The following is a 17,337-nucleotide window of genomic DNA, read 5'->3' as shown; positions in this document are numbered from 1 at the left end:
CCCCCAATAGGTTACAGTATGTGCGAGCGGTAAAAAAAGCTCTTCTCTTTGCGTCAGTCCTGGTCGCGATTCGCCAACAGGACACAACCGCCATCTCGGCAGGGGGTGAGCTTTAACGGGGAGCCTTCAGCCTCCCCGCATCCTCTGGCGGAATGCCCTCGCGAATGGCCGCGAGCCCGAACCGCTCGCGATACTCGCGGGGCGCGAGGCCTGTCACTTTGAGGAAGACTTTTCGAAACGAGCCCGGATCCTCGTAGCCGACATCCCACGCGATCTGCTCGACGGGGCGCGTGCTGGTCTCCAGCATCTCACGCGCCTTGCCGACCCGAAGATGCTGGCAATATTCCGTCGGCTTCAGCCCCGTTGCCTTGTGAAAGCGGCGCAGAAAGGTTCGCGGCTCAAGCCCCGCCTTATCCGCCATCGCCTCAAGCGTCGCATCGCGGGCACCAGTCGCCTGCAGCCAATGCTGGACCTTGAGCACGGCCTCATCGCCATGGCGCAGCTTGGGGGAGAACACGCTGTAGTGCCGCTGCTCGCGGCCCGGCGGGTCGACCAGCAGGAAGCGCGCGGTCTCGAGCATCGCGGTCGGTCCCAGCAGCCGGTCCACAAGCTTGAGCCCCAGGTCCGTCCAAGCCATGAGGCCGCCTGCCGTGATGAGATCGCCATCGTCAATGACGAGCTTGTCGATGTCCATGCGGGCATTCGGAAACCGATCCGCGAAGTCGTTGGCATAGAACCAGTGGGTTGTGGCAGGGCGGCCCTCCAGCAGCCCGGTCTCGCCGAGCAAGAACGCGCCGGCGCAGACCGACGCCAGGGTCGCCCCGCGCGCGTGGCGCTCGCGCAACCAGCGCGCCAACGGTGCCGCCTCGTCAGCGGTGATCGGCGCGATGACGGCGGGCGGCATGACGATGAAATCCGGCTCCCCTGAAGCGCCTGGATCGCTATCGAAGGCGCGTTCCGCGCCCGCGCCGTTCTCCCGGACACACCAATGGCTGACGCGGATTCGCGGCGCCCCATCGCCGAGGCGGCGATGCACGATCAGGTTTGCGACCGAGAACAGATCCGTCAGTCCATGCACCGCGCCGAGCTGCGCGCCGGGATAGAGCAGGATGGCGATTTCGGCGAAGGGGGTCGGTTTCGTCATTTGTCACTTATGGCCTGAAATCTGTCCATCGCGCCAATCCGAAAGCGGATCATGCACGGCTACTGTTTCTCCATCGAATGAGCCGCCGGGGATGACGCCCCGGCCACACCGAGGAGTTCCGCATCATGAGCACGGTCACCACCACGGACGGCACTGAAATCTTCTTCAAGGATTGGGGTCCGAAGGACGCACAGCCCATCATGTTCCATCACGGCTGGCCCTTGTCCTCCGACGACTGGGACGCACAGATGCTGTTCTTTCTGTCCAAGGGCTATCGCGTCGTCGCCCATGACCGCCGCGGTCACGGCCGTTCAAGCCAGGTCTGGGACGGTCACGACATGGATCATTATGCGGCCGACGCCGCGGCGGTCGTGCAGCATCTCGATCTGCGGAATGCCATCCATATCGGTCATTCGACCGGTGGCGGCGAAGTCGCGCGCTATGTCGCCCGCCATGGCGAACCGCAGGGTCGGGTGGCAAAGGCGGTGCTGGTGAGCGCTGTTCCCCCGCTGATGGTGAAGACGCAGAACAATCCCGGCGGCTTGCCGATTGAGGTGTTCGACGGCTTCCGCGCAGCCCTCGCCGCCAACCGGGCGCAATTCTTTCTCGATGTGCCGGCCGGCCCCTTCTACGGCTTCAACCGGCCGGGCGCGAAGATCGACCAGGGTGTGATCAACAATTGGTGGCGGCAGGGCATGATGGGCTCGGCCAAGGCCCATTACGACGGCATCAAGGCCTTCTCGGAAACCGACCAGACCGAGGACCTGAAGGCGATCACCGTGCCGACCCTGGTGCTGCACGGAGAGGACGACCAGATCGTGCCGATCGACGACAGCGCCCGGCTTTCCGCCCCGCTTCTGAAGAATGGCACGCTGAAGACCTATCCGGGCTACGGCCACGGCCTGCTGACGCTCAATGCCGACGTCCTCAACGCGGATTTGCTCGCCTTCGTCCAGAGCTGAACCGCAACCCGGCGGGCGCACCGATGGTGCGCCCGCTCCCACGTGCTAGCCTCGCATCTCGCCATCAGGGTCAGGCGCCCATGATTCCCTCTGAGCACCGCACGGCGGTCTTCGCCATCATCATCGCCGCCTTTGCCGCCACGCTCGGCATCGGCATGCTGATCCCGGCAATCCCGGCTTTAACGGTGGGATTGCCGGCGGTGGCGCACGGCGCGCTCATCTCCGCCTTCGCTTTCGCCCGAATCCTGGTGGAGGTGCCCGCCGGCTTTGCCATCGATCGCGCCGGCGCGCGCCTCTCCTCCCTGATCGGCCTCGGCATCATGATCATGGGGGCCCTGCTCGGCTTGCCGAACCTCGGCTACGGCATGCTCATGGTGTCGGTGGTGGTGCAGGGCGCGGGCATCGCGATCTTCTCCACGGCGGCCATGACCGCCCTCATCAACATCTACGGGCCGAAGGGACGCGGCACCGCGCAGACCTTGTTCCAGGGCGCGCTGCTGCTCTCTTATTCCGCCGGGCCGGTGGTGGGGGGCTATGTGGTCAGCGCGTTCGGCCCGCGCGCGCCCTTCGCGGTGGAGGCCCTGCTGGGCCTCCTCGCGCTGCCCATCTCCCTGCTGATGCCGCAGGCCGCCGGCGCGGCGAAAAAGGCGGTCGGTGCGATCCGCATCACCGCCGGACTCGCCAGCGGCACGGTGATGACCTTCGCCGGCTTTCTCGCCCGCATTACCGTGTCCTGGGTGGTCGTGCCTGCGGTGGCGACCACCATGCTCTCTTTGTCGCCGCAGCATTACGGCCTCATCATCGGCGCGGGCACCGCCCTCAACCTGGTCTTCCTGCCGCTGAATGCGCGCCTCATCGACAGCTGGAGCGCGAGCCGCACCGTACTGGCGGCGAGCGCGATGACGCTGGCCGGCGTGGTGCTGATGTGGCTCGCGCCGGTGCAAGTCGCACTCTGGGTGGGTACGGCCTTCGTCATGATCGGCACCAGCGCGCTGGTGACGGCGGCGGCGACGGTGGCGCTGGAAGGCATCCCGCCCGAGCAGACGGGCGCGGTAACCGGCACCAACCGGGCGGCCGGAGACATCGGCACCGCAATCGGCCCCATCCTCACTTCGGGGGCGACCACGCTGTTCGGCCTCACGGCAGCCGGTGGCTTCGCCGTTACCGCCGCCGTTCTGGCGGTGTGCCTTGTCGCCTTCGCCGCGCTGCGCTTTTCGCTGCGGGCAGCGCCCGCCGCCGAGCACTGAGGCGCGTCAGGCGAACTGCTCGTCGAGCCAATCGAAGACCCGCCGGTTGAGGAGCGATCGGTTCTGCATCTCGCAATGCCCGTCCGCACCCTCGGCGGCCGTGAAACGCAGAAGGGTCTTGGGGCAGGTGAGCGCGTCGAGGAAGGCCCCGGCATCCTCGGCGAGCGCGTCGCCCTCGGTTTGGGTGATCAAGGTGGGGCATGTGATCAGCCCCGCGCGGCCCTTCATGGTGAAGGGTTCGGCCGAAGCGAAGAAGGCACGCAGATTGTCCACGCCGTGCACCCAGAAGCCGCGCTGCACGATCTTCCAATAGAGCACGCGGTCCTTGCGGATGATGGCGTCGAGGCGATCGATCACGGCCTGGTCCAGGGTGCCGAGATCGGCGGCCGCCTCCGGGTCTACGCCGAACTTGCCCACCACCACCTTGCGAAAACCGTCGGAAATGCTCCAGGTACCCGGATCGGCGATGAGCGCGGCGAGGCGCGGCTCGCCGGAGGCGCCTCGGGGCGCGAGATGCCCGCCGAGGCTCCAGCCATAGAGCGCGATGCGCGCGGGATCGACCAGCGGCAAGGTCAGCGCATAATCCACCACCGCGTTGATCACCACTTCCCAGTCGGGCCGCAGCGGAATGCCCTGTTCGATGAGCATGGCGCCCTGGCCGGGTCCGTCGAACAGCAAGGCGTGATAGCCCCGCCGCGAAGCCGCCACCGCCGAGGCGAAATAGGTGTCGGTGATGGTGGCGTCATAGCCGTTATTGAGGATGAGGAGCGGCCGCACCTCGGTTTCGAAGCCGTGCGCCGGGATGAAATAGCCCGGCATGGGCGTCGCGCCGAACGGGATGCTCAGCGGCCGCACCGGATGGGGACCCAGCGCCAGGCCGGCGTCGAGCGCCTCCACCTGCTTGCGGAACGCCGCGCGCAGGCGCGGGTCGACAGGCGCACCGAAGATGGGATGGAAGGAGGCGGCATAGAAGGTGCTTGCCCGCAGATAGGATTCGCGGGCGCTGGCCTCATGGCCCTTGGCGAGCGCCGCGTCGCCCTGTCCCTTGAGCCGGTCACCGGCGGCGACGAAGGCGTCGTGGAAGGCCCCGTCATCGCCCTCCCCCACAGCGTCCGCCACCGCCCTGACCTCGCCGAAATCGGCCCCGCCATAAGGGATGTAGGCCAGCGGCCAAGTGCCGAAGTCCTCATGGAACTCGTTTCTGAACAACATGGCCGATATCCCTCCCCCTAACTGCGGAACAACAGGCCTTCCCTAGCATCCGGCGGCTCGACAAGAGATGCCGCGAGCCCATGAAATTGGCTCAATCCTTTGCCAGAGCGAGCCGCAGTAATGATTTATGATATTGATTTTACAAGAGAAAAATAGGCAGTAGATTTTACACGCCTATAGACTTGCCCACATTTTCCGCCGCGGCAACTGCGCGGGATTGATCCGCGGAGCCGCATAACGGCCGCGCCTGCGGCCAAGCGATCTCTGGCACACAGGACGACATGTGCAGCGGGCGTTGCAAGAGCCGATAGGGACCGTCCTGCCCCTTACTGGCCGGCGGCGTCCTTGGTGCATTTCTTGACGAACGAGGTGGCAGCTGCGCCATAGAGCTTCTTGTCCGCCGCCTGCGTCTGGCAGGAGGCTTGGGCGTCCTTCAAGCACTTGTTCATGAAGGAGGTCTTGGCGGCCCCTGCGAGGTTCTTGGCGGCTGAGGTCGCCACGCACGTATCCGCCATTGCAGAGCCGGCGATCATGGTGAGAAGAGCGGCGGCAAGGATGGTCTTCATTTTCGTTTCTCCCAAGCGGGAGCATGAGCATCCACGTGATTCGCGGCCAGATGAAGACTTCCTTAGGGTGAGGCGGCCGGCATTATAGAAAATCTGCATATCCGATGTGTAAGCGATCCGTCGTTGAAGCTTGCGCTCCTGACGGCAAGAGACGCATTACAATAATACAGCCACTGATGCCGCTCGGACATCCGACATTCCTGTCGCTATCGTGGCGATCACGTCACAGAGCATGCACGAGCATCTGGCGCTTGTGGGCCTGTCGGAGTTCGAAGGGCGCTATCCCCATGAACTGTCCGGCGGCATGCGCCAGCGCGTCGCCACCGCCAGCAGCCTCGCCCACGACCCGGCCGTGCACACCCGCGGGAGGCGGAGAGCCAGGGCCTCGTGCCTGCTGGACTCCTGATGCCCAGCGACCTCTACACGAACGCGTTCAACGCGTTCGCAAAAGGACCCGCCCTGAGCTAAGCGTCGTCCTTCAGCAAAGCTGCCCCCTGCCTCAGTCCTGACGGGAGCAGGCCCGGCCCAAGCGCGCCGGAGGCGATCACCACCTTCGCGGGCGATCAGGAAGATGCCGGCCCGCCGATGGTGCCCAGCACCTCCATGGCGGCGTCGGGAATATCGAGGCGGGCCGCCGCGAGGTTCTCGGCGAGGTGGGCGCTCGATGAGGTGCCCGGAATGAGCAGGATGTTCGGCGATCGGCGCAGCAGCCAGGCCAGGGCGACCTGCATGGGCGTGGCGCCGAGCTCGGTGGCAACCGCGGTCAAGGCGCGGGACTGGAGCGGAGAGAAGCCCCCCAAGGGGAAGAAGGGCACATAGGCGACGCCCTCGGCAGCCAGTTGATCGATGAAGCCGTCGTCGCTTCTATGGGCGAGGTTGTACTGGTTCTGCACGCCGACGATCGGCACGATGGCGGCGCCCTGCGCATATTGCGTGGGCGTGACGTTGCTGAGGCCGATATGCCGGATCAGCCCTTGGTGCTGCAGCTCGGCGAGCGCCGTCAAGGGAGCTTCGATCGACCCTTCGGCCGGCCCGTGAACGTCGAACATGACGCGCAGGTTGACCACTTCCAGCACATCCACGCCCAGGTTCTTCAGATTGTCGCGGACTGCGGTCGTCAGGGCTTGGGGCGAGAAAGCCGGCATCCACTCGGCGTTCGGGCCGCGAACGGCGCCGACCTTGGTCACGATGAGCAGATCCGACGGGTAGGGATGAAGCGCCTCTCGGATCAGCTGATTGGTGATGTGCGGGCCGTAGAAGTCGCTGGTGTCGATGTGATTGACACCCGCGTCACGCGCGGCGCGCAGGACGGCGAGGGCTTCGTCGCGATCCTTCGGAGGACCGAACACGCCGGGGCCGGCCAGTTGCATGGCGCCGTAGCCCATACGGTTCACGGTGCGGCCGGCGAAGGAATAGGTCGGGGTTGTCACGGGCGTTCTCCTTGAGGACGCTGCAGGATCTACACCTTGCCACAGTGCGCGATAATCGCCCACAATCCGCACAGCCTGTGCGAGATTCCGAACAATGGCTTACGATCTGGCGGATCTGCACGCCTTCATCGCCGTCGCGCGCGCGCACGGGGGTTCCGCAACGCGGCCCGCATCGAGGGCGCGAGCGCGTCCGCTCTCAGCGATGCGGTGAGACGGCTCGAAGGGCGGCTGGGCGCGCGCCTGCTGCATCGAACGACGCGCAGCATCAGCCTCACCGAAGCGGGCGCTCAGCTGATGGCCCGGCTGGAGCCGGCGCTCAGCGAAGTGGACGCGGCCTTGTCGGGGGTCGGGCGCTTCGACGACGCGCCCGCCGGCACCTTGAAGCTGAACGTGCCGGTGAGCGCCGCGCGTCTCGTCTTGCCCGATCTCGTGCCGGCTTTCCTGGCGGCCTATCCGCAAATCCGGATGGAGATCACGGCGGAGGACGATTTCGTGGACGTGCTGGCTGCGGGCGCCGACGCCGGCATCCGGTATGACGAGCGGCTGGACCAGGACATGATCGCGATCCCGATCGGCCCGCGTATCCAGCGCTTCGCATGCGCCGCCGCGCCCGCCTATCTCGACGCGCGAGGGCGGCCCCGCCATCCCAGAGACCTGCTGGACCATGCCTGCCTTCGTGGCCGCTTCTCAAGCGGCGTGACCCCCGCTTGGGAGTTCGAGCGGGAGGGAGAGACGGTGATGATCGAGGGCGACGGCCCGCTGCTCGTCAGCATCGGGCCGGCGATCGATCTCGCGGTCGAGGCGGCGATCGCGGGTACGGGGATTATCTATCTCTTCGAAGCCTGGCTCACGCCGTTCCTGAGGAGTGGTGCGCTGGAGCCGGTTCTTGGCGAGTGGTGGCCGAGTTTCCCCGGGCCATTCCTCTATTATCCGGGACGGCGATTGGTGCCGCCGCCGCTTCGCGCGTTCATCGATTTCATTCGGGCGCGACAATCATCGTGATGTAAAACCTACGCAACGGCGCATGTCGGTTGGCGCGAAGACCCTGTTTTGACTCAGCGCGAGCGCCGGTAATGCATGGCGACAACGCCGTTGCGGAGCGGCGTGGCCGAGATCAGCTCCAGCCGGCGCGTGCGGGGCAGCCCGCTCTGGTAGAGGGTCGGGCCGTGGCCGGCGATCCTGGGATGGACGAGGAGCTTGTACTCATCGATCAGATCCAGCCGGTCCAGCTCGGCCGCGAGCGTGCCGCTACCGAGGAGCACGTCGGCAGGCGTCGCATCCTTCAGCCTCTGCACGCCCGCGCGCAGGTCGCCGGCGATGGGGTGGCTGTTGGTCCACGGGAAAGCCTTGCGTGTCGACGACACGACGTACTTCGGCTTGGCCTCCAGCTTGACCGCCCACTCGCGTATCGCCGGCGGCGCGTCCACATCGCCGCGGGCGACGGCCGGCCAGTAGCCCTCCATCATCTCGTAGGTGACACGGCCCCACAGCATCGCCCCGCCCTCGTCCATGAGGCGGGTGAAGAAGGCGTGCGTCTCCTCGTCGGCAATTCCCTCGCGATGGTCGACGCAGCCGTCCAGGGTGACGTTGATGCTGAAGGTCAATAGTCCCATGCGGCAAGTCTAAGCCATTCAAAGGATCACACGCAAAGGCCGACCGCTATGCGGCGGCCGCCCCTTATTTCGACCTGGTTCGAGGTGCGCTGGGCGACCGCGTCAAGGCCTGGATCGACCTGGTCGTCCGCTCGGGCCTGACGTTTCAATATGCCGATGGCGCCGTCCTGGGTCTAGCAAAGCACAATAAGGCGATCCTGGTGGTCGCGTCAGGCGGCGTCTTCACCGGTGGTCCGTGGCGCTCGTGGGATTTCGTCGAACCCTACCTGCATCAAGTCCCGGCCTTCATTGACATTACGGATGTGCAGACCGTTTGTGTGAGGGGACAAACATCCCCGGCCTGGCGGCGAGCGCCGTCCCGAGGGCAATTGAAGTTGTTCAGGAGCTTGCCCTTTAGCGCGGCCCGCGCGCCGGGAACCGGACCTGCGGTTTGGGGGTGAGGGCCAAAGTCCGGAACGGGCGCGCCGTGGTGCATCGCAAATAACCCTACCGGGCCAGGATGCTCTCCACAAAATCCGCAAATGCGCGCGCCTTGGTGCTGGCGAGGCGCCCTGTCGGAAACACCGCCCATAGATCGACGGGCGGAAGCTCCCAGTCTTCCAGCACGCGCCGCACCGCGCCGCTCTCAAGCTCGGGGGCGAACATCCAGTCGGAATTGACCGTCAGCCCCATGTCCGCGAGCACGGCGGCGCGGATGCCTTCCGCCGCGCTCAGGCGCACGCGTCCGCGCACCGCGACGGACGCCTCCGTGCCCTGCCGGCGGAAAGTCCAGCTGGCGCCGAGCTGGCTGTAGACGATCGCCTCGTGGAGTGCGAGATCGGCCGGCACAAGGGGCGTGCCGGCGCGCGCGAGATAGGCAGGCGTGGCGAGCACTGAGCGCCGGCCGCTGGCGATCCGCCGGGCGATGGCGGCGGAATCGGTGAGCTCGCCCATCCGCAGGGACAGATCGACGCCCTCGGAGACGAGATCGATGACCCGGTCATCGAGCAGCACGTCGATTTCGATGTCGGGATGGCGCGCGAGGAATTGCGGCAGGCGTGGAACGATGAGCAGGCGCGCGAAAGTCGTCGCCGCCGAGACGCGCAGGCGTCCGGACAGGCCCGCGCCGGCGCCCCGCGCTTCCAGCTCGGCTTCCTCCGCCTCCCGGATCGCCGATCGCGCCCGTTCATAGAAGCGCACGCCCGCATCGGTCGGCGCGAGGCTGTGGGTCGAGCGCACGAGCAGGCGCACCTGAAGGCGATCCTCCAGCTGGGCGATCGTCTTGGAGATGGCGGGCTGCCCGACGCCGATCCGCCGCGCCGCTGCGGAGAACGATCCCGCCTCCACCACCGTCACGAAGACCTGCATGGCCTGGAAGCGATCCATCCTCATTCCTCCTGGGAATGAACGTTATCGCCTTAACCCGCCTGCCGCAACATTTCAGGAATGGTCATAACAGGCTCACGAACACGCCGAGACGCGGTTCGCGGAGCTGAACATGATTGAAGTCTACGCATTCGCCACGCCCAATAGCGTCAAGGTCCCGATCGCGCTGGAAGAGATGGGCCTTGCCTATGAGCTGAAGCCGGTGAACGTCCGCAAGGGCGAACAGAGGACCGCAGCCTTCCTGGCCCTGAACCCCAACGGCAAGGTGCCGGTGCTGGTCGAGCGCGACGGCGACGCCGCATTCGTGCTGAGCGAGAGCGCGGCGATCCTGGTCCATCTCGCGCAAAGGACCGGCAGGCTGCTGCCGACCGATGCACAGGGACGGGCGCGGGTTTTCGAGCAATTGTTCTTCCACGCGTCTGGACTGAGCCCAGCCTTCGGCAATGCCGGCTTCTTCAAGCGCTCGTCGCCGGAGCCTCAGCCCATTGCGGAGGCCCGCTTCTCGGCCGAGGCGGAACGCATCCTCGATCTTCTCGAAGCCAAGCTCGCGACCCAGCGCTTCACCGCCGGCGACGCTTTCACCATCGCCGACATCGCCCATTTCGGTTGGCTGTGGCGGCGCGCCTTTCCCGGCGTGACCCTGGACGCCCGCCCCAACCTCTCCCGCTGGTACGACGCCATCGCCGCGCGGCCCGCCGTGCAGCGCGCCATCGCCCGCGTCGAGGCCCTCGTCCCGGCGGCCTGATTTCCCCTGATCCATTTCCCCGCGAACGCACAAAGGAGCTATCCCATGTCCCGCTTCAGCACCTACAAGGACGCTTTCCCCAACGCCCAGCTCACCCGCTCGGAAAGCGGCGTGCTCGAAGTCCGCCTCCACACCGACGGCGGCAAGCTGGTCTTCAACGGCCATACCCATGAGCAATTCGTCGAGCTGTTCCACCAGATCGGGGCGGACCCGGACAACCGGGTGGTCATCCTGACCGGTTCGGGCGACGCCTTCATGGATGCGATCAGCCCTGAGGGCTTCGATTTCTTCTCGCCGCGTGGCTACGACAAGATCTATCGCGAGGGCAAGAAAGTGCTCATGAACATCCTCGACATCGAGGTGCCGATGATCACCGCGCTCAACGGCCCCGTCTTGCTGCACAGCGAATATGCGCTGCTGACCGACATCATCCTCGCGACGCCGGAAACCGTGTTCCAGGACAAGCCGCATTTCGACTTCGGCATCGTGCCGGGCGACGGTGTGAACCTGCTCTGGCCGGAAGTGATCGGCAGCGTGCGCGGTCGCTATTTCATCCTCACCCGACAGGTGCTTGATGCCGCGACGGCGAAGGACTGGGGCGTGGTCAATGAGATCGTCCCCGCCGACAATCTACTCGCCCGCGCCCATGAAATCGCGGAAGGGATTGCCACCCTGCCGCCGCTCACCAGCAGCTACACCCGCATCGCGCTGACGCAGAAGCTGCGCCGGATCATCGACGAGGGGGCCGGCTATGGCCTCGCGCTCGAAGGCATCAGCGCCGCCGAGGTCGCCCGCACGATGGCGGCCGGCTGACGGCCGGCTGTTCTTGTCGCACACGCCATCCCACCCGACACGGAGCACCCCCATGTCCCTCCAGGCAAAGCTCGACGCCTTCAAGGCCGATTTCGAAGCGGGCAAACCGCCCTATAACGTGCCGCCCGCGGTGATCGAAACCATGCGCCGCGCCACCGCTGAACTCATCGCCTCCGGCGCGGCACGGCAGGCACTCAAGGCCGGCGAGAAGATTCCCGCTTTCACGCTCGCGGACCCCGAGGGGAATCCGGTGTCCTCAGCGGACCTCCTCGCCAAGGGGCCGCTGGTCATCACCTTCTATCGCGGCGTCTGGTGCCCCTATTGCAACATGGAATTGCAGGCGCTTCAGGCGGCGCTTCCGCAGCTCCAGGCCCTGGGTGCGAACCTTATCGCGATCTCGCCCCAGAACCCGGTGAACAGCCGCAAGTCGGTCCGCCAGAACGCCCTGTCGTTCCCGATCCTGTCGGATCCGCGTAACGAGGTCGCCGCGGCGTTCGGCCTGCGGTTCGCGCTGCCGGATTATCTGATCGAACTCTACGCGGCGCTGAAGAACGACCTGCCCGCCTTCAATGGTGATCCGAGCTGGACCCTGCCCATGCCGGCCCGCTTCGTGGTCGGCCAGGACGGCACCATCCTCTATGCCGAGGTCAATCCAGACTATACCCGCCGGCCCGAACCGGCGGACATGCTGCCCGCCCTGCGCCGCGCCGCGCCGCGGGTGCCACCGCCGCCTGATCCACCCGGACATGCCCCGCCCCTGCGAGCGGGAGGAGAACCACCTCATGCAACGGACCTTCCTCATCACCGGCGCCAGCAAGGGCATCGGCCTCGCGCTCTCCCTGCGCCTCGCGGCACAGGGCCATCGCATCATCGGCATCGCGCGACACCGTACCGACGGCTTTCCCGGAGAACTCCACGCGCTCGATCTCAGCACCAAGGATGCGGGCGCGCGGCTGGCGCAGATCGTCCAGGCCGACCCGGTCGATGGCATCGTCAACAATGTCGGGCTGGTACGCGCCGAGCCGCTCGGGGCGATCGAGGCCGCAACCCTCGACGAGGTTCTGCGGACCAATCTCCAGCCCGCGCTTGCCTCCGCCCAGGCCGCCCTGCCGGGCATGAAGGCGCGCGGCTGGGGCCGCATCGTCAACATCTCCAGTCTCACCATCCTCGGCACCGTGGAGCGCACGTCCTACGCCGCGGCCAAGGCGGCGCTGGTCAGCTTTACCCGCAGCTGGGCGCTGGAGCTTGCGACCACCGGCATTACGGTCAATGCGGTTGCGCCCGGGCCGACCGAGACCGAGTTGTTTCGTGCCAACAATGCACCGGGCAGTGCGGGTGAAGCGCGCTACCTGGCCGGCGTGCCGATGAAGCGGTTCGGAACGCCGCAGGAAATCGCCGCCGCCATCGGCTTTCTTCTATCCGACGATGCGGCGTTCATCACCGGACAGACCCTGCATGTGGATGGAGGCGCCTCGATCGGCAAGGCGGCTCTCTGAGCTGCGGCCCATGTCGGGATCGGGGGCTCCCGAAGTCCCCACCCGGCGCGCTTCACCAGGTGGGGCGATCGGAGCGGCGGCGGCGGCCTGCGGGATCGAGATCCGGGTCCTCTCAGACCTCCGTCGGGTTCAAGAGCACCCAGAGGCTTGCAATTCTGCCGTCGACGATCTGAGCGGCATCGGACCCGGTGACAGCGACGGGTCCACCCTCGGGGCCGGCCTCCCACCGGAGCACGGCCAGCCCGTGATGCCCGACGGCCGGCCCGGCCGGAGTAAGCGGACGGTGGGGCCGAACTGCTTCGGCCTTCGCCGCGCCGGCTTATCTCGCACGGCGCGGCACGCCGGGGCATCCCGGCGAACTCGACGCGCATGAGTGCGTGAATTTCCGCTTTCAAAGTTCGGGGCAGGCGCTGCGCTGGTCGTTCCAGCTCGGCGATCGCACCCTGGAGATCGTGCCGGATGCCGCCATTACCACCGATGTCAGCGATGCCGTCGCGGCGGCGTTGGCGGCGGGAGGAGGCATCGGCATCTCGCCGACGTTCGTCGCCGCGCATTATGTCGAGCGGGGCCTGCTTGTGCCGCTTCTGCGGGACTATTTCGTGCCGCGCTCGGCCATCACGGCGCTTTGGCCGGAAAGCCGGCGCGCCAATCCCAATGTCAAAGCCTTCGTCCGCTTTCTGACCGAGATCTTCCCGAGCGACCCGCCATGGGATGCGATCATTCGCGCCGGCTGAACGTGATGCGGGCTCCGGACATTGGGGCAGTGTGGGTGTGGCTCGGCCAGACTCTTCCACGGGACATGGCGGCACGCGCCATTCGGCCAACGCGACAACACTTAGCTAATCGACGAAGTTTTGCTTGCGCGATTGGCGGACCAAGTGATAGTTAGCAACATGGCTAAGCATGATCCCAACCTCTCGCTGCTCTTCCACGCGCTGGCGGATCCGACCCGTCGGTCAATCCTTACCCGCCTGGCGGAAGGATCGGCGCGGGTTACCGAACTGTCGGAACCCAGCGGCCTGCGCCTGCCCACGGTGATGCGGCACCTTTCGGTGCTGGAGGAAGCCGGGCTGATCGTCACGTCCAAGGATGGGCGAGTCCGCACCTGCGCCATCGTACCCGAGGCTCTGGCGCCGGTCCGCACCTGGCTCGATGAACAGCGAGGACTCTGGGAAGCCCGCCTCGACCGGTTGGAGGCATTTGCGATGAAGGCGAAGAAGGAACAAACGCAATGACATCGAACCTCAGACCCGATGGGTTGCCAGCGGCGCCCGATCATGCGGAAGGCCGCTTTGCCACGCTGACCTTCGAGCGGGACGTGGCTGCGCCCTTGTCGCTGCTGTGGACGGCCTGGACCACCCCGGCCGCGCGGGCCGTCTGGGCGGCTCCGACGCCCTCGGTCATCGTGGAGTTCCTGGAAGCCGACACCCGAGTGGGCGGGCGTGAGGTCTCGCTCTGCAAGGTCGAAGGTCAGCCAGATATCCGCTGCGAGTGCGGATGGCTCGAATTGCGGCCGGCGCGGCGCAGCGTGAACTACGAACTGGTCTCGTCCGAGGGCGTGACGCAATCGGCGGCGCTGGTGACGGCCGATTTCTCCGGCACGGAAGAGCGCAGCCGGCTGGCCGTGACGGTGCAGCTGTCCTCGCTGGCCGGGAACATGGAAGCCGGCTATCGCCAGGGCTTCGACGCAGGGCTGGGCAATCTCGCCGGAGTGGCCCGCCGGACCATGGTGCTCCAGCGCGTGATACGCGCACCGCGAACCATCGTCTGGCACACGTGGATGAATCCCGAGACGCTGCCGCAATGGTGGGGGCCGGAAGGGTTTTCCTGTCAAACCAAGAGGATCGACTTGCGGACGGGCGGCGAATGGCTGTTCGACATGATCGGGCCCGACGGCACGGTCTACCCCAACCACCATCGCTACATCGAGGTCACGCCCGATGAGAGGATCGGCTACACGCTGCTCTGGGGGGAGAACGGGCCGAAGCACGCCGACGCCTGGGTTTCGCTGGAGGATCAGGACGGTGCGACGAAAGTGACGCTGGGCATGGTGTTCAGCACGGAGGCCGAGTTTCAGGAGGCCAAGGGCTTCGGAGCCGTGGAACTGGGCCTGCAAACCCTGGGCAAGCTGGAGCGCTTCGTCACGTCTCGCTGAGACGTGGCGACTTAATCAGGCGGCTGTAGTCGCCTCGGTGGTCGCAGCGCCGCTTGCAAGCCAAAGAACGGCGCGCACCTTTCCCCTGTTTCCCTCGCCGCGGTAGAAGTAGAAGCGGTCGCTGCCATCTTGCGCCCGCGAAACCCGGCACGCGATCCATCGCTAATTCCGGCAGCCGGCCGGTTCGCATGAGGAAGCGCGAGATGGGTGAGGAGAAAGACTGATGTCGAAACCGCCGTTACGCAGAGCCGGAACCTCCTCACGCGACGCCGCCGAGGCGGCGTTCAAATCGGCGACAACAAAGCCGGTCGAAGCTCCGCCCAAGGCCGCGATCATTCCCAATGCGAGGGAAATGGTGTCGCTTCGCATCGATCGTACCGTGCTGGAATATTTCCAGGAGGGCGGCCCCGGATGGCAGGATCGGATCAACGATGCCCTTCGCAAGATCGTGGATGCGAAATCCTGAGCTTTAGGGCCGACGGCACTCTCCCCGATTGGACTCTTGTCGATTGCAGTTCGCTTCGCCGCGCAGCGAGCGAACCTGCTGCGCACATCGGTTTATGATCGTCCAGAACCCCTTTCATCCGCCAAGGATCTGAACGATGCGGGAGCATATGGAGACGTATGCAACCTCGCTACGAATATAATTCCCGAGTGCTTGTCCGGGAGCCGCTCGTATTCATAATTTCCGGCAAGGTTGAAGCTTGAGCGGAAAATAGCTTCCTGGGCGCAAGGGAACCATTTACCGGGATTTATCGTTGCTTTTCCGTGCACTTCACGCTGCCGCAAAGGTGGCGTTTCGTTGCGCGAAAAGGATAGCCCAAATGACCAGAGAAAAGACGCTCGAAGATCTTTTCCACGATACGCTCAAGGACATCTATTACGCGGAGAGGAAAATCCTTAAGGCCCTGCCCAAGATGGCGCGCGCCGCCTCTTCGCCGGACCTGAAAGCCGCGTTCGAGAAGCACAAGGACGAGACCGAACTCCAGGTAGAGCGCCTGCAGCGGGTGTTCGAGCTAATGGGCAAGCGCGCCCAGGGCAAGACCTGCGACGCCATCGAAGGCATCGTCGCCGAAGGCGAGGAGATCATCGAGAGCTTCAAGGGTACGCCGGCCATCGATGCGGGCCTGATCTCTTCCGCGCAAGCCGTGGAACATTACGAGATCGCCCGCTACGGCACCCTGAAGCGCTGGGCCGAGGTGCTGGGCATGACCGAAGCCGCCACACTGCTTGGACAGACGCTCGCCGAAGAGAGCACCACCGACAAGTCTCTGACCGCTTTGGCGGACGCTTCCGCGAACGCAATGGCCAAGGCGGCCTGATTCCCGCGGCCGCCGAGCCTCTCTGGTGGCCGCCTTCCGCTTACTTCGTTCAAAAGGAGGCCATCATGGGCCGAGGCATTCTACTGTGGCTGCTGGGCGTTCCGATCCCGATCATCATCCTTCTCGCCTTGTTCATGAGATAGGGGCGCGAGATGACATCAAGCTACCCTACCTCGACGGTCCCGGCCTCCGCTGAATCCTCCCAGTCAGCGGTGAGCTGGGGCCCCATCGTGGCCGGCGCGTTCGCAGCGGCGAGCTTCACCTTGATCCTGATGCTTCTGGGCTCGGGGCTTGGGCTGACCATGGTGTCGCCCTGGTCCGGCCAGAGCGCCAGCGTCACCACCTTTGCCGTGTCCACCGCCATCTGGCTCGTTATCGTGCAGTGGCTGTCGGCCGGCGTCGGCGGTTATCTCACCGGACGGCTGCGCACCAAATGGGTCGGCGTCCATACGGACGAGACCTTCTTCCGCGACACGGCGCACGGCTTCATGGCCTGGGCGCTCGCGACTCTCCTGGTCGCCTTTGTGCTGGGCTCCGCCTTCTCCTCCCTTGCAGGAACTGGTGTCCGGGCGGCGGCCACCGTCGCGTCCGGCGCGGCGATGGGTGCCTCGGCCGGGGCGAGCGACGGCGCGAGGTCCGGCGGCGGGACCGACGCCACGGCGTATTTCGTCGATACGCTCTTCCGCCCGACCGATCCTTCCAGGCTCTCGGCACCCGGTGCAGAGGGCGATGCGGCGGCAGCAGCGCAGGCCTCCCATATCCTCATCACCAGCGCGGCCGCGGGCGAAGTTTCCCCCGGTGACAAGGCCTATCTCGGCCAGCTTGTCGCCGCTCGCACCGGCCTCTCGCAAGCCGATGCCACCGCGCGTGTCGATGCGGTGCTCGCCCAGGCGGAGGCCGCAAAGGTGAAAGCACAGCGTGCGGCTGATGCGGCACGCAAGGCGGGCGCGACCTTCGCCCTGCTCGGCGCGCTTTCTCTGGTGGTGGGCGCCTTCATCGCCGGCGTTGCGGCCGCCATAGGCGGGCGACAGCGGGACGAAGAAGAAACCCTCTATCTCGGCGCCGTCCGCTGACATTGATCCCGACCGGCGCCGAACGCCGGCCGGGATCTTTTTATCTGATTATAGCGTGTGGGTTTTATCTAGAGCCCGGTTATTATGTTTAGAAATACCTGCATTTGAAGCCGCTCGGCGACAGAATTCAGGAACTTCTCAAAGATCATGGCGTTTTCTGAACGCTGCTATATTTGTCCGGATCCCCGAGTCAT

At 65.8% G+C, this 17,337-nt stretch carries 17 protein-coding genes and 4 pseudogenes; 15 read left to right on the top strand and 6 right to left on the bottom strand.

The window, feature by feature from the left end; translation table 11 throughout:
- Positions 1-112 precede the first annotated feature (112 nt).
- A complete protein-coding gene (locus tag V5F68_RS01560) occupies positions 113-1,144 on the bottom strand; it encodes a GlxA family transcriptional regulator (protein ID WP_394014778.1) in 1,032 nt (343 codons plus the stop codon).
- 125 nt (positions 1,145-1,269) lie between these two features.
- Between V5F68_RS01560 and V5F68_RS01555 the strand changes: the two genes are divergently transcribed.
- Entirely contained in the window at positions 1,270-2,106 is an 837-nt protein-coding gene (locus V5F68_RS01555) for an alpha/beta fold hydrolase (RefSeq protein WP_394014779.1), read from the top strand.
- 80 nt (positions 2,107-2,186) lie between these two features.
- Positions 2,187-3,353, top strand: a complete 1,167-nt coding sequence (locus V5F68_RS01550; RefSeq protein ID WP_394014780.1) for an MFS transporter — start codon at positions 2,187-2,189, stop codon at positions 3,351-3,353.
- Positions 3,354-3,359: 6 nt separating this feature from the next.
- On the opposite strand, the gene V5F68_RS01545 is transcribed toward V5F68_RS01550, so the two are convergent.
- Together V5F68_RS01545 and V5F68_RS01540 are read right to left on the bottom strand one after the other, a co-directional pair.
- Entirely contained in the window at positions 3,360-4,565 is a 1,206-nt protein-coding gene (locus tag V5F68_RS01545) for an alpha/beta hydrolase family protein (RefSeq protein ID WP_394014781.1), read from the bottom strand.
- 326 nt (positions 4,566-4,891) lie between these two features.
- Positions 4,892-5,131 (bottom strand): hypothetical protein, encoded by a 240-nt coding sequence (locus V5F68_RS01540; RefSeq protein WP_394014782.1) that lies wholly within the window; start codon positions 5,129-5,131, stop codon positions 4,892-4,894.
- Between the two features lie 196 nt (positions 5,132-5,327).
- On the opposite strand from V5F68_RS01540, the pseudogene V5F68_RS01535 reads away from it, so the two are divergent.
- A pseudogene (locus tag V5F68_RS01535) lies at positions 5,328-5,486 on the top strand (hypothetical protein); the annotation flags it as partial.
- Between the two features lie 208 nt (positions 5,487-5,694).
- Here the strand turns inward: V5F68_RS01535 and V5F68_RS01530 are convergent.
- Positions 5,695-6,516, bottom strand: a complete 822-nt coding sequence (locus V5F68_RS01530) for an oxidoreductase (protein WP_509274698.1) — start codon at positions 6,514-6,516, stop codon at positions 5,695-5,697.
- A 139-nt stretch (positions 6,517-6,655) separates the two neighbouring features.
- Here V5F68_RS01530 and V5F68_RS01525 point away from each other — a divergent pair.
- Positions 6,656-7,563, top strand: a pseudogene (locus tag V5F68_RS01525) (LysR family transcriptional regulator).
- 53 nt (positions 7,564-7,616) lie between these two features.
- On the opposite strand, the gene V5F68_RS01520 reads toward V5F68_RS01525, so the two are convergent.
- Positions 7,617-8,174 (bottom strand): dihydrofolate reductase family protein, encoded by a 558-nt coding sequence (locus V5F68_RS01520; protein WP_394014784.1) that lies wholly within the window; start codon positions 8,172-8,174, stop codon positions 7,617-7,619.
- Between V5F68_RS01520 and V5F68_RS01515 the strand changes: the two genes are divergently transcribed.
- Positions 8,165-8,614 (top strand): NAD(P)H-dependent oxidoreductase, encoded by a 450-nt coding sequence (locus V5F68_RS01515; RefSeq protein ID WP_394100488.1) that lies wholly within the window; start codon positions 8,165-8,167, stop codon positions 8,612-8,614. The two genes, V5F68_RS01520 and V5F68_RS01515, sit on opposite strands and share 10 nt — an antisense overlap.
- Before the next feature lie 46 nt (positions 8,615-8,660).
- On the opposite strand, the gene V5F68_RS01510 is transcribed toward V5F68_RS01515, so the two are convergent.
- The gene (locus tag V5F68_RS01510) at positions 8,661-9,539 is read right to left on the bottom strand and encodes a LysR family transcriptional regulator (protein ID WP_394014785.1); all 879 of its coding nucleotides are present in this window, start codon (positions 9,537-9,539) and stop codon (positions 8,661-8,663) included.
- A 112-nt stretch (positions 9,540-9,651) separates the two neighbouring features.
- On the opposite strand from V5F68_RS01510, the gene V5F68_RS01505 reads away from it, so the two are divergent.
- The 10 genes and pseudogenes from V5F68_RS01505 to V5F68_RS01460 all read left to right on the top strand — a co-directional run bounded on the left by V5F68_RS01505 (position 9,652) and on the right by V5F68_RS01460 (position 17,143).
- On the top strand, positions 9,652-10,284 hold the full coding sequence (locus tag V5F68_RS01505) for a glutathione S-transferase family protein (RefSeq protein ID WP_394014786.1): 633 nt from the start codon (positions 9,652-9,654) through the stop codon (positions 10,282-10,284).
- Positions 10,285-10,329: 45 nt separating this feature from the next.
- Positions 10,330-11,097: an enoyl-CoA hydratase/isomerase family protein gene (locus V5F68_RS01500; protein ID WP_394014787.1), complete on the top strand. Its 768-nt coding sequence runs from the start codon at positions 10,330-10,332 to the stop codon at positions 11,095-11,097.
- 52 nt (positions 11,098-11,149) lie between these two features.
- Positions 11,150-11,809: pseudogene (locus V5F68_RS01495) on the top strand (peroxiredoxin-like family protein); the annotation flags it as partial.
- Positions 11,810-11,879: 70 nt separating this feature from the next.
- Positions 11,880-12,593: an SDR family oxidoreductase gene (locus tag V5F68_RS01490; protein WP_394014788.1), complete on the top strand. Its 714-nt coding sequence runs from the start codon at positions 11,880-11,882 to the stop codon at positions 12,591-12,593.
- Positions 12,594-12,955: 362 nt separating this feature from the next.
- A pseudogene (locus V5F68_RS01485) lies at positions 12,956-13,327 on the top strand (LysR substrate-binding domain-containing protein); the annotation flags it as partial.
- A 159-nt stretch (positions 13,328-13,486) separates the two neighbouring features.
- Positions 13,487-13,828 (top strand): ArsR/SmtB family transcription factor, encoded by a 342-nt coding sequence (locus V5F68_RS01480; protein ID WP_394014789.1) that lies wholly within the window; start codon positions 13,487-13,489, stop codon positions 13,826-13,828.
- Positions 13,825-14,748, top strand: a complete 924-nt coding sequence (locus V5F68_RS01475; RefSeq protein WP_394014790.1) for an SRPBCC family protein — start codon at positions 13,825-13,827, stop codon at positions 14,746-14,748. Before V5F68_RS01480 ends, V5F68_RS01475 begins: the two co-directional genes overlap by 4 nt.
- A 223-nt stretch (positions 14,749-14,971) precedes the next feature.
- Positions 14,972-15,214, top strand: a complete 243-nt coding sequence (locus V5F68_RS01470; RefSeq protein WP_394014791.1) for a BrnA antitoxin family protein — start codon at positions 14,972-14,974, stop codon at positions 15,212-15,214.
- Between the two features lie 358 nt (positions 15,215-15,572).
- Positions 15,573-16,070, top strand: a complete 498-nt coding sequence (locus V5F68_RS01465) for a YciE/YciF ferroxidase family protein (protein ID WP_394014792.1) — start codon at positions 15,573-15,575, stop codon at positions 16,068-16,070.
- 152 nt (positions 16,071-16,222) lie between these two features.
- On the top strand, positions 16,223-17,143 hold the full coding sequence (locus V5F68_RS01460) for a hypothetical protein (RefSeq protein ID WP_394014793.1): 921 nt from the start codon (positions 16,223-16,225) through the stop codon (positions 17,141-17,143).
- Positions 17,144-17,337 lie beyond the last annotated feature (194 nt).

The sequence above is a fragment of the Roseixanthobacter pseudopolyaromaticivorans genome (genome assembly GCF_043195145.2).
Taxonomy (GTDB): domain Bacteria; phylum Pseudomonadota; class Alphaproteobacteria; order Rhizobiales; family Xanthobacteraceae; genus NCEH01.
This window is presented reverse-complemented; position numbering and strand designations above follow the sequence as displayed.

What these genes read in the sequence shown, in the direction of transcription:
- V5F68_RS01545 (WP_394014781.1), bottom strand. Translation starts at nt 4,565, where the DNA reads ATGTTGTTCAGAAACGAGTTCCATGAGGACTTCGGCACTTGGCCGCTG.
- V5F68_RS01475 (WP_394014790.1), top strand. Translation starts at nt 13,825, where the DNA reads ATGACATCGAACCTCAGACCCGATGGGTTGCCAGCGGCGCCCGATCAT.
- V5F68_RS01465 (WP_394014792.1), top strand. Translation starts at nt 15,573, where the DNA reads ATGACCAGAGAAAAGACGCTCGAAGATCTTTTCCACGATACGCTCAAG.
- V5F68_RS01480 (WP_394014789.1), top strand. Translation starts at nt 13,487, where the DNA reads ATGGCTAAGCATGATCCCAACCTCTCGCTGCTCTTCCACGCGCTGGCG.
- V5F68_RS01505 (WP_394014786.1), top strand. Translation starts at nt 9,652, where the DNA reads ATGATTGAAGTCTACGCATTCGCCACGCCCAATAGCGTCAAGGTCCCG.
- V5F68_RS01500 (WP_394014787.1), top strand. Translation starts at nt 10,330, where the DNA reads ATGTCCCGCTTCAGCACCTACAAGGACGCTTTCCCCAACGCCCAGCTC.
- V5F68_RS01540 (WP_394014782.1), bottom strand. Translation starts at nt 5,131, where the DNA reads ATGAAGACCATCCTTGCCGCCGCTCTTCTCACCATGATCGCCGGCTCT.
- V5F68_RS01520 (WP_394014784.1), bottom strand. Translation starts at nt 8,174, where the DNA reads ATGGGACTATTGACCTTCAGCATCAACGTCACCCTGGACGGCTGCGTC.
- V5F68_RS01510 (WP_394014785.1), bottom strand. Translation starts at nt 9,539, where the DNA reads ATGGATCGCTTCCAGGCCATGCAGGTCTTCGTGACGGTGGTGGAGGCG.
- V5F68_RS01560 (WP_394014778.1), bottom strand. Translation starts at nt 1,144, where the DNA reads ATGACGAAACCGACCCCCTTCGCCGAAATCGCCATCCTGCTCTATCCC.
- V5F68_RS01460 (WP_394014793.1), top strand. Translation starts at nt 16,223, where the DNA reads ATGACATCAAGCTACCCTACCTCGACGGTCCCGGCCTCCGCTGAATCC.
- V5F68_RS01470 (WP_394014791.1), top strand. Translation starts at nt 14,972, where the DNA reads ATGTCGAAACCGCCGTTACGCAGAGCCGGAACCTCCTCACGCGACGCC.
- V5F68_RS01555 (WP_394014779.1), top strand. Translation starts at nt 1,270, where the DNA reads ATGAGCACGGTCACCACCACGGACGGCACTGAAATCTTCTTCAAGGAT.
- V5F68_RS01550 (WP_394014780.1), top strand. Translation starts at nt 2,187, where the DNA reads ATGATTCCCTCTGAGCACCGCACGGCGGTCTTCGCCATCATCATCGCC.
- V5F68_RS01530 (WP_509274698.1), bottom strand. Translation starts at nt 6,516, where the DNA reads ATGGGCTACGGCGCCATGCAACTGGCCGGCCCCGGCGTGTTCGGTCCT.
- V5F68_RS01490 (WP_394014788.1), top strand. Translation starts at nt 11,880, where the DNA reads ATGCAACGGACCTTCCTCATCACCGGCGCCAGCAAGGGCATCGGCCTC.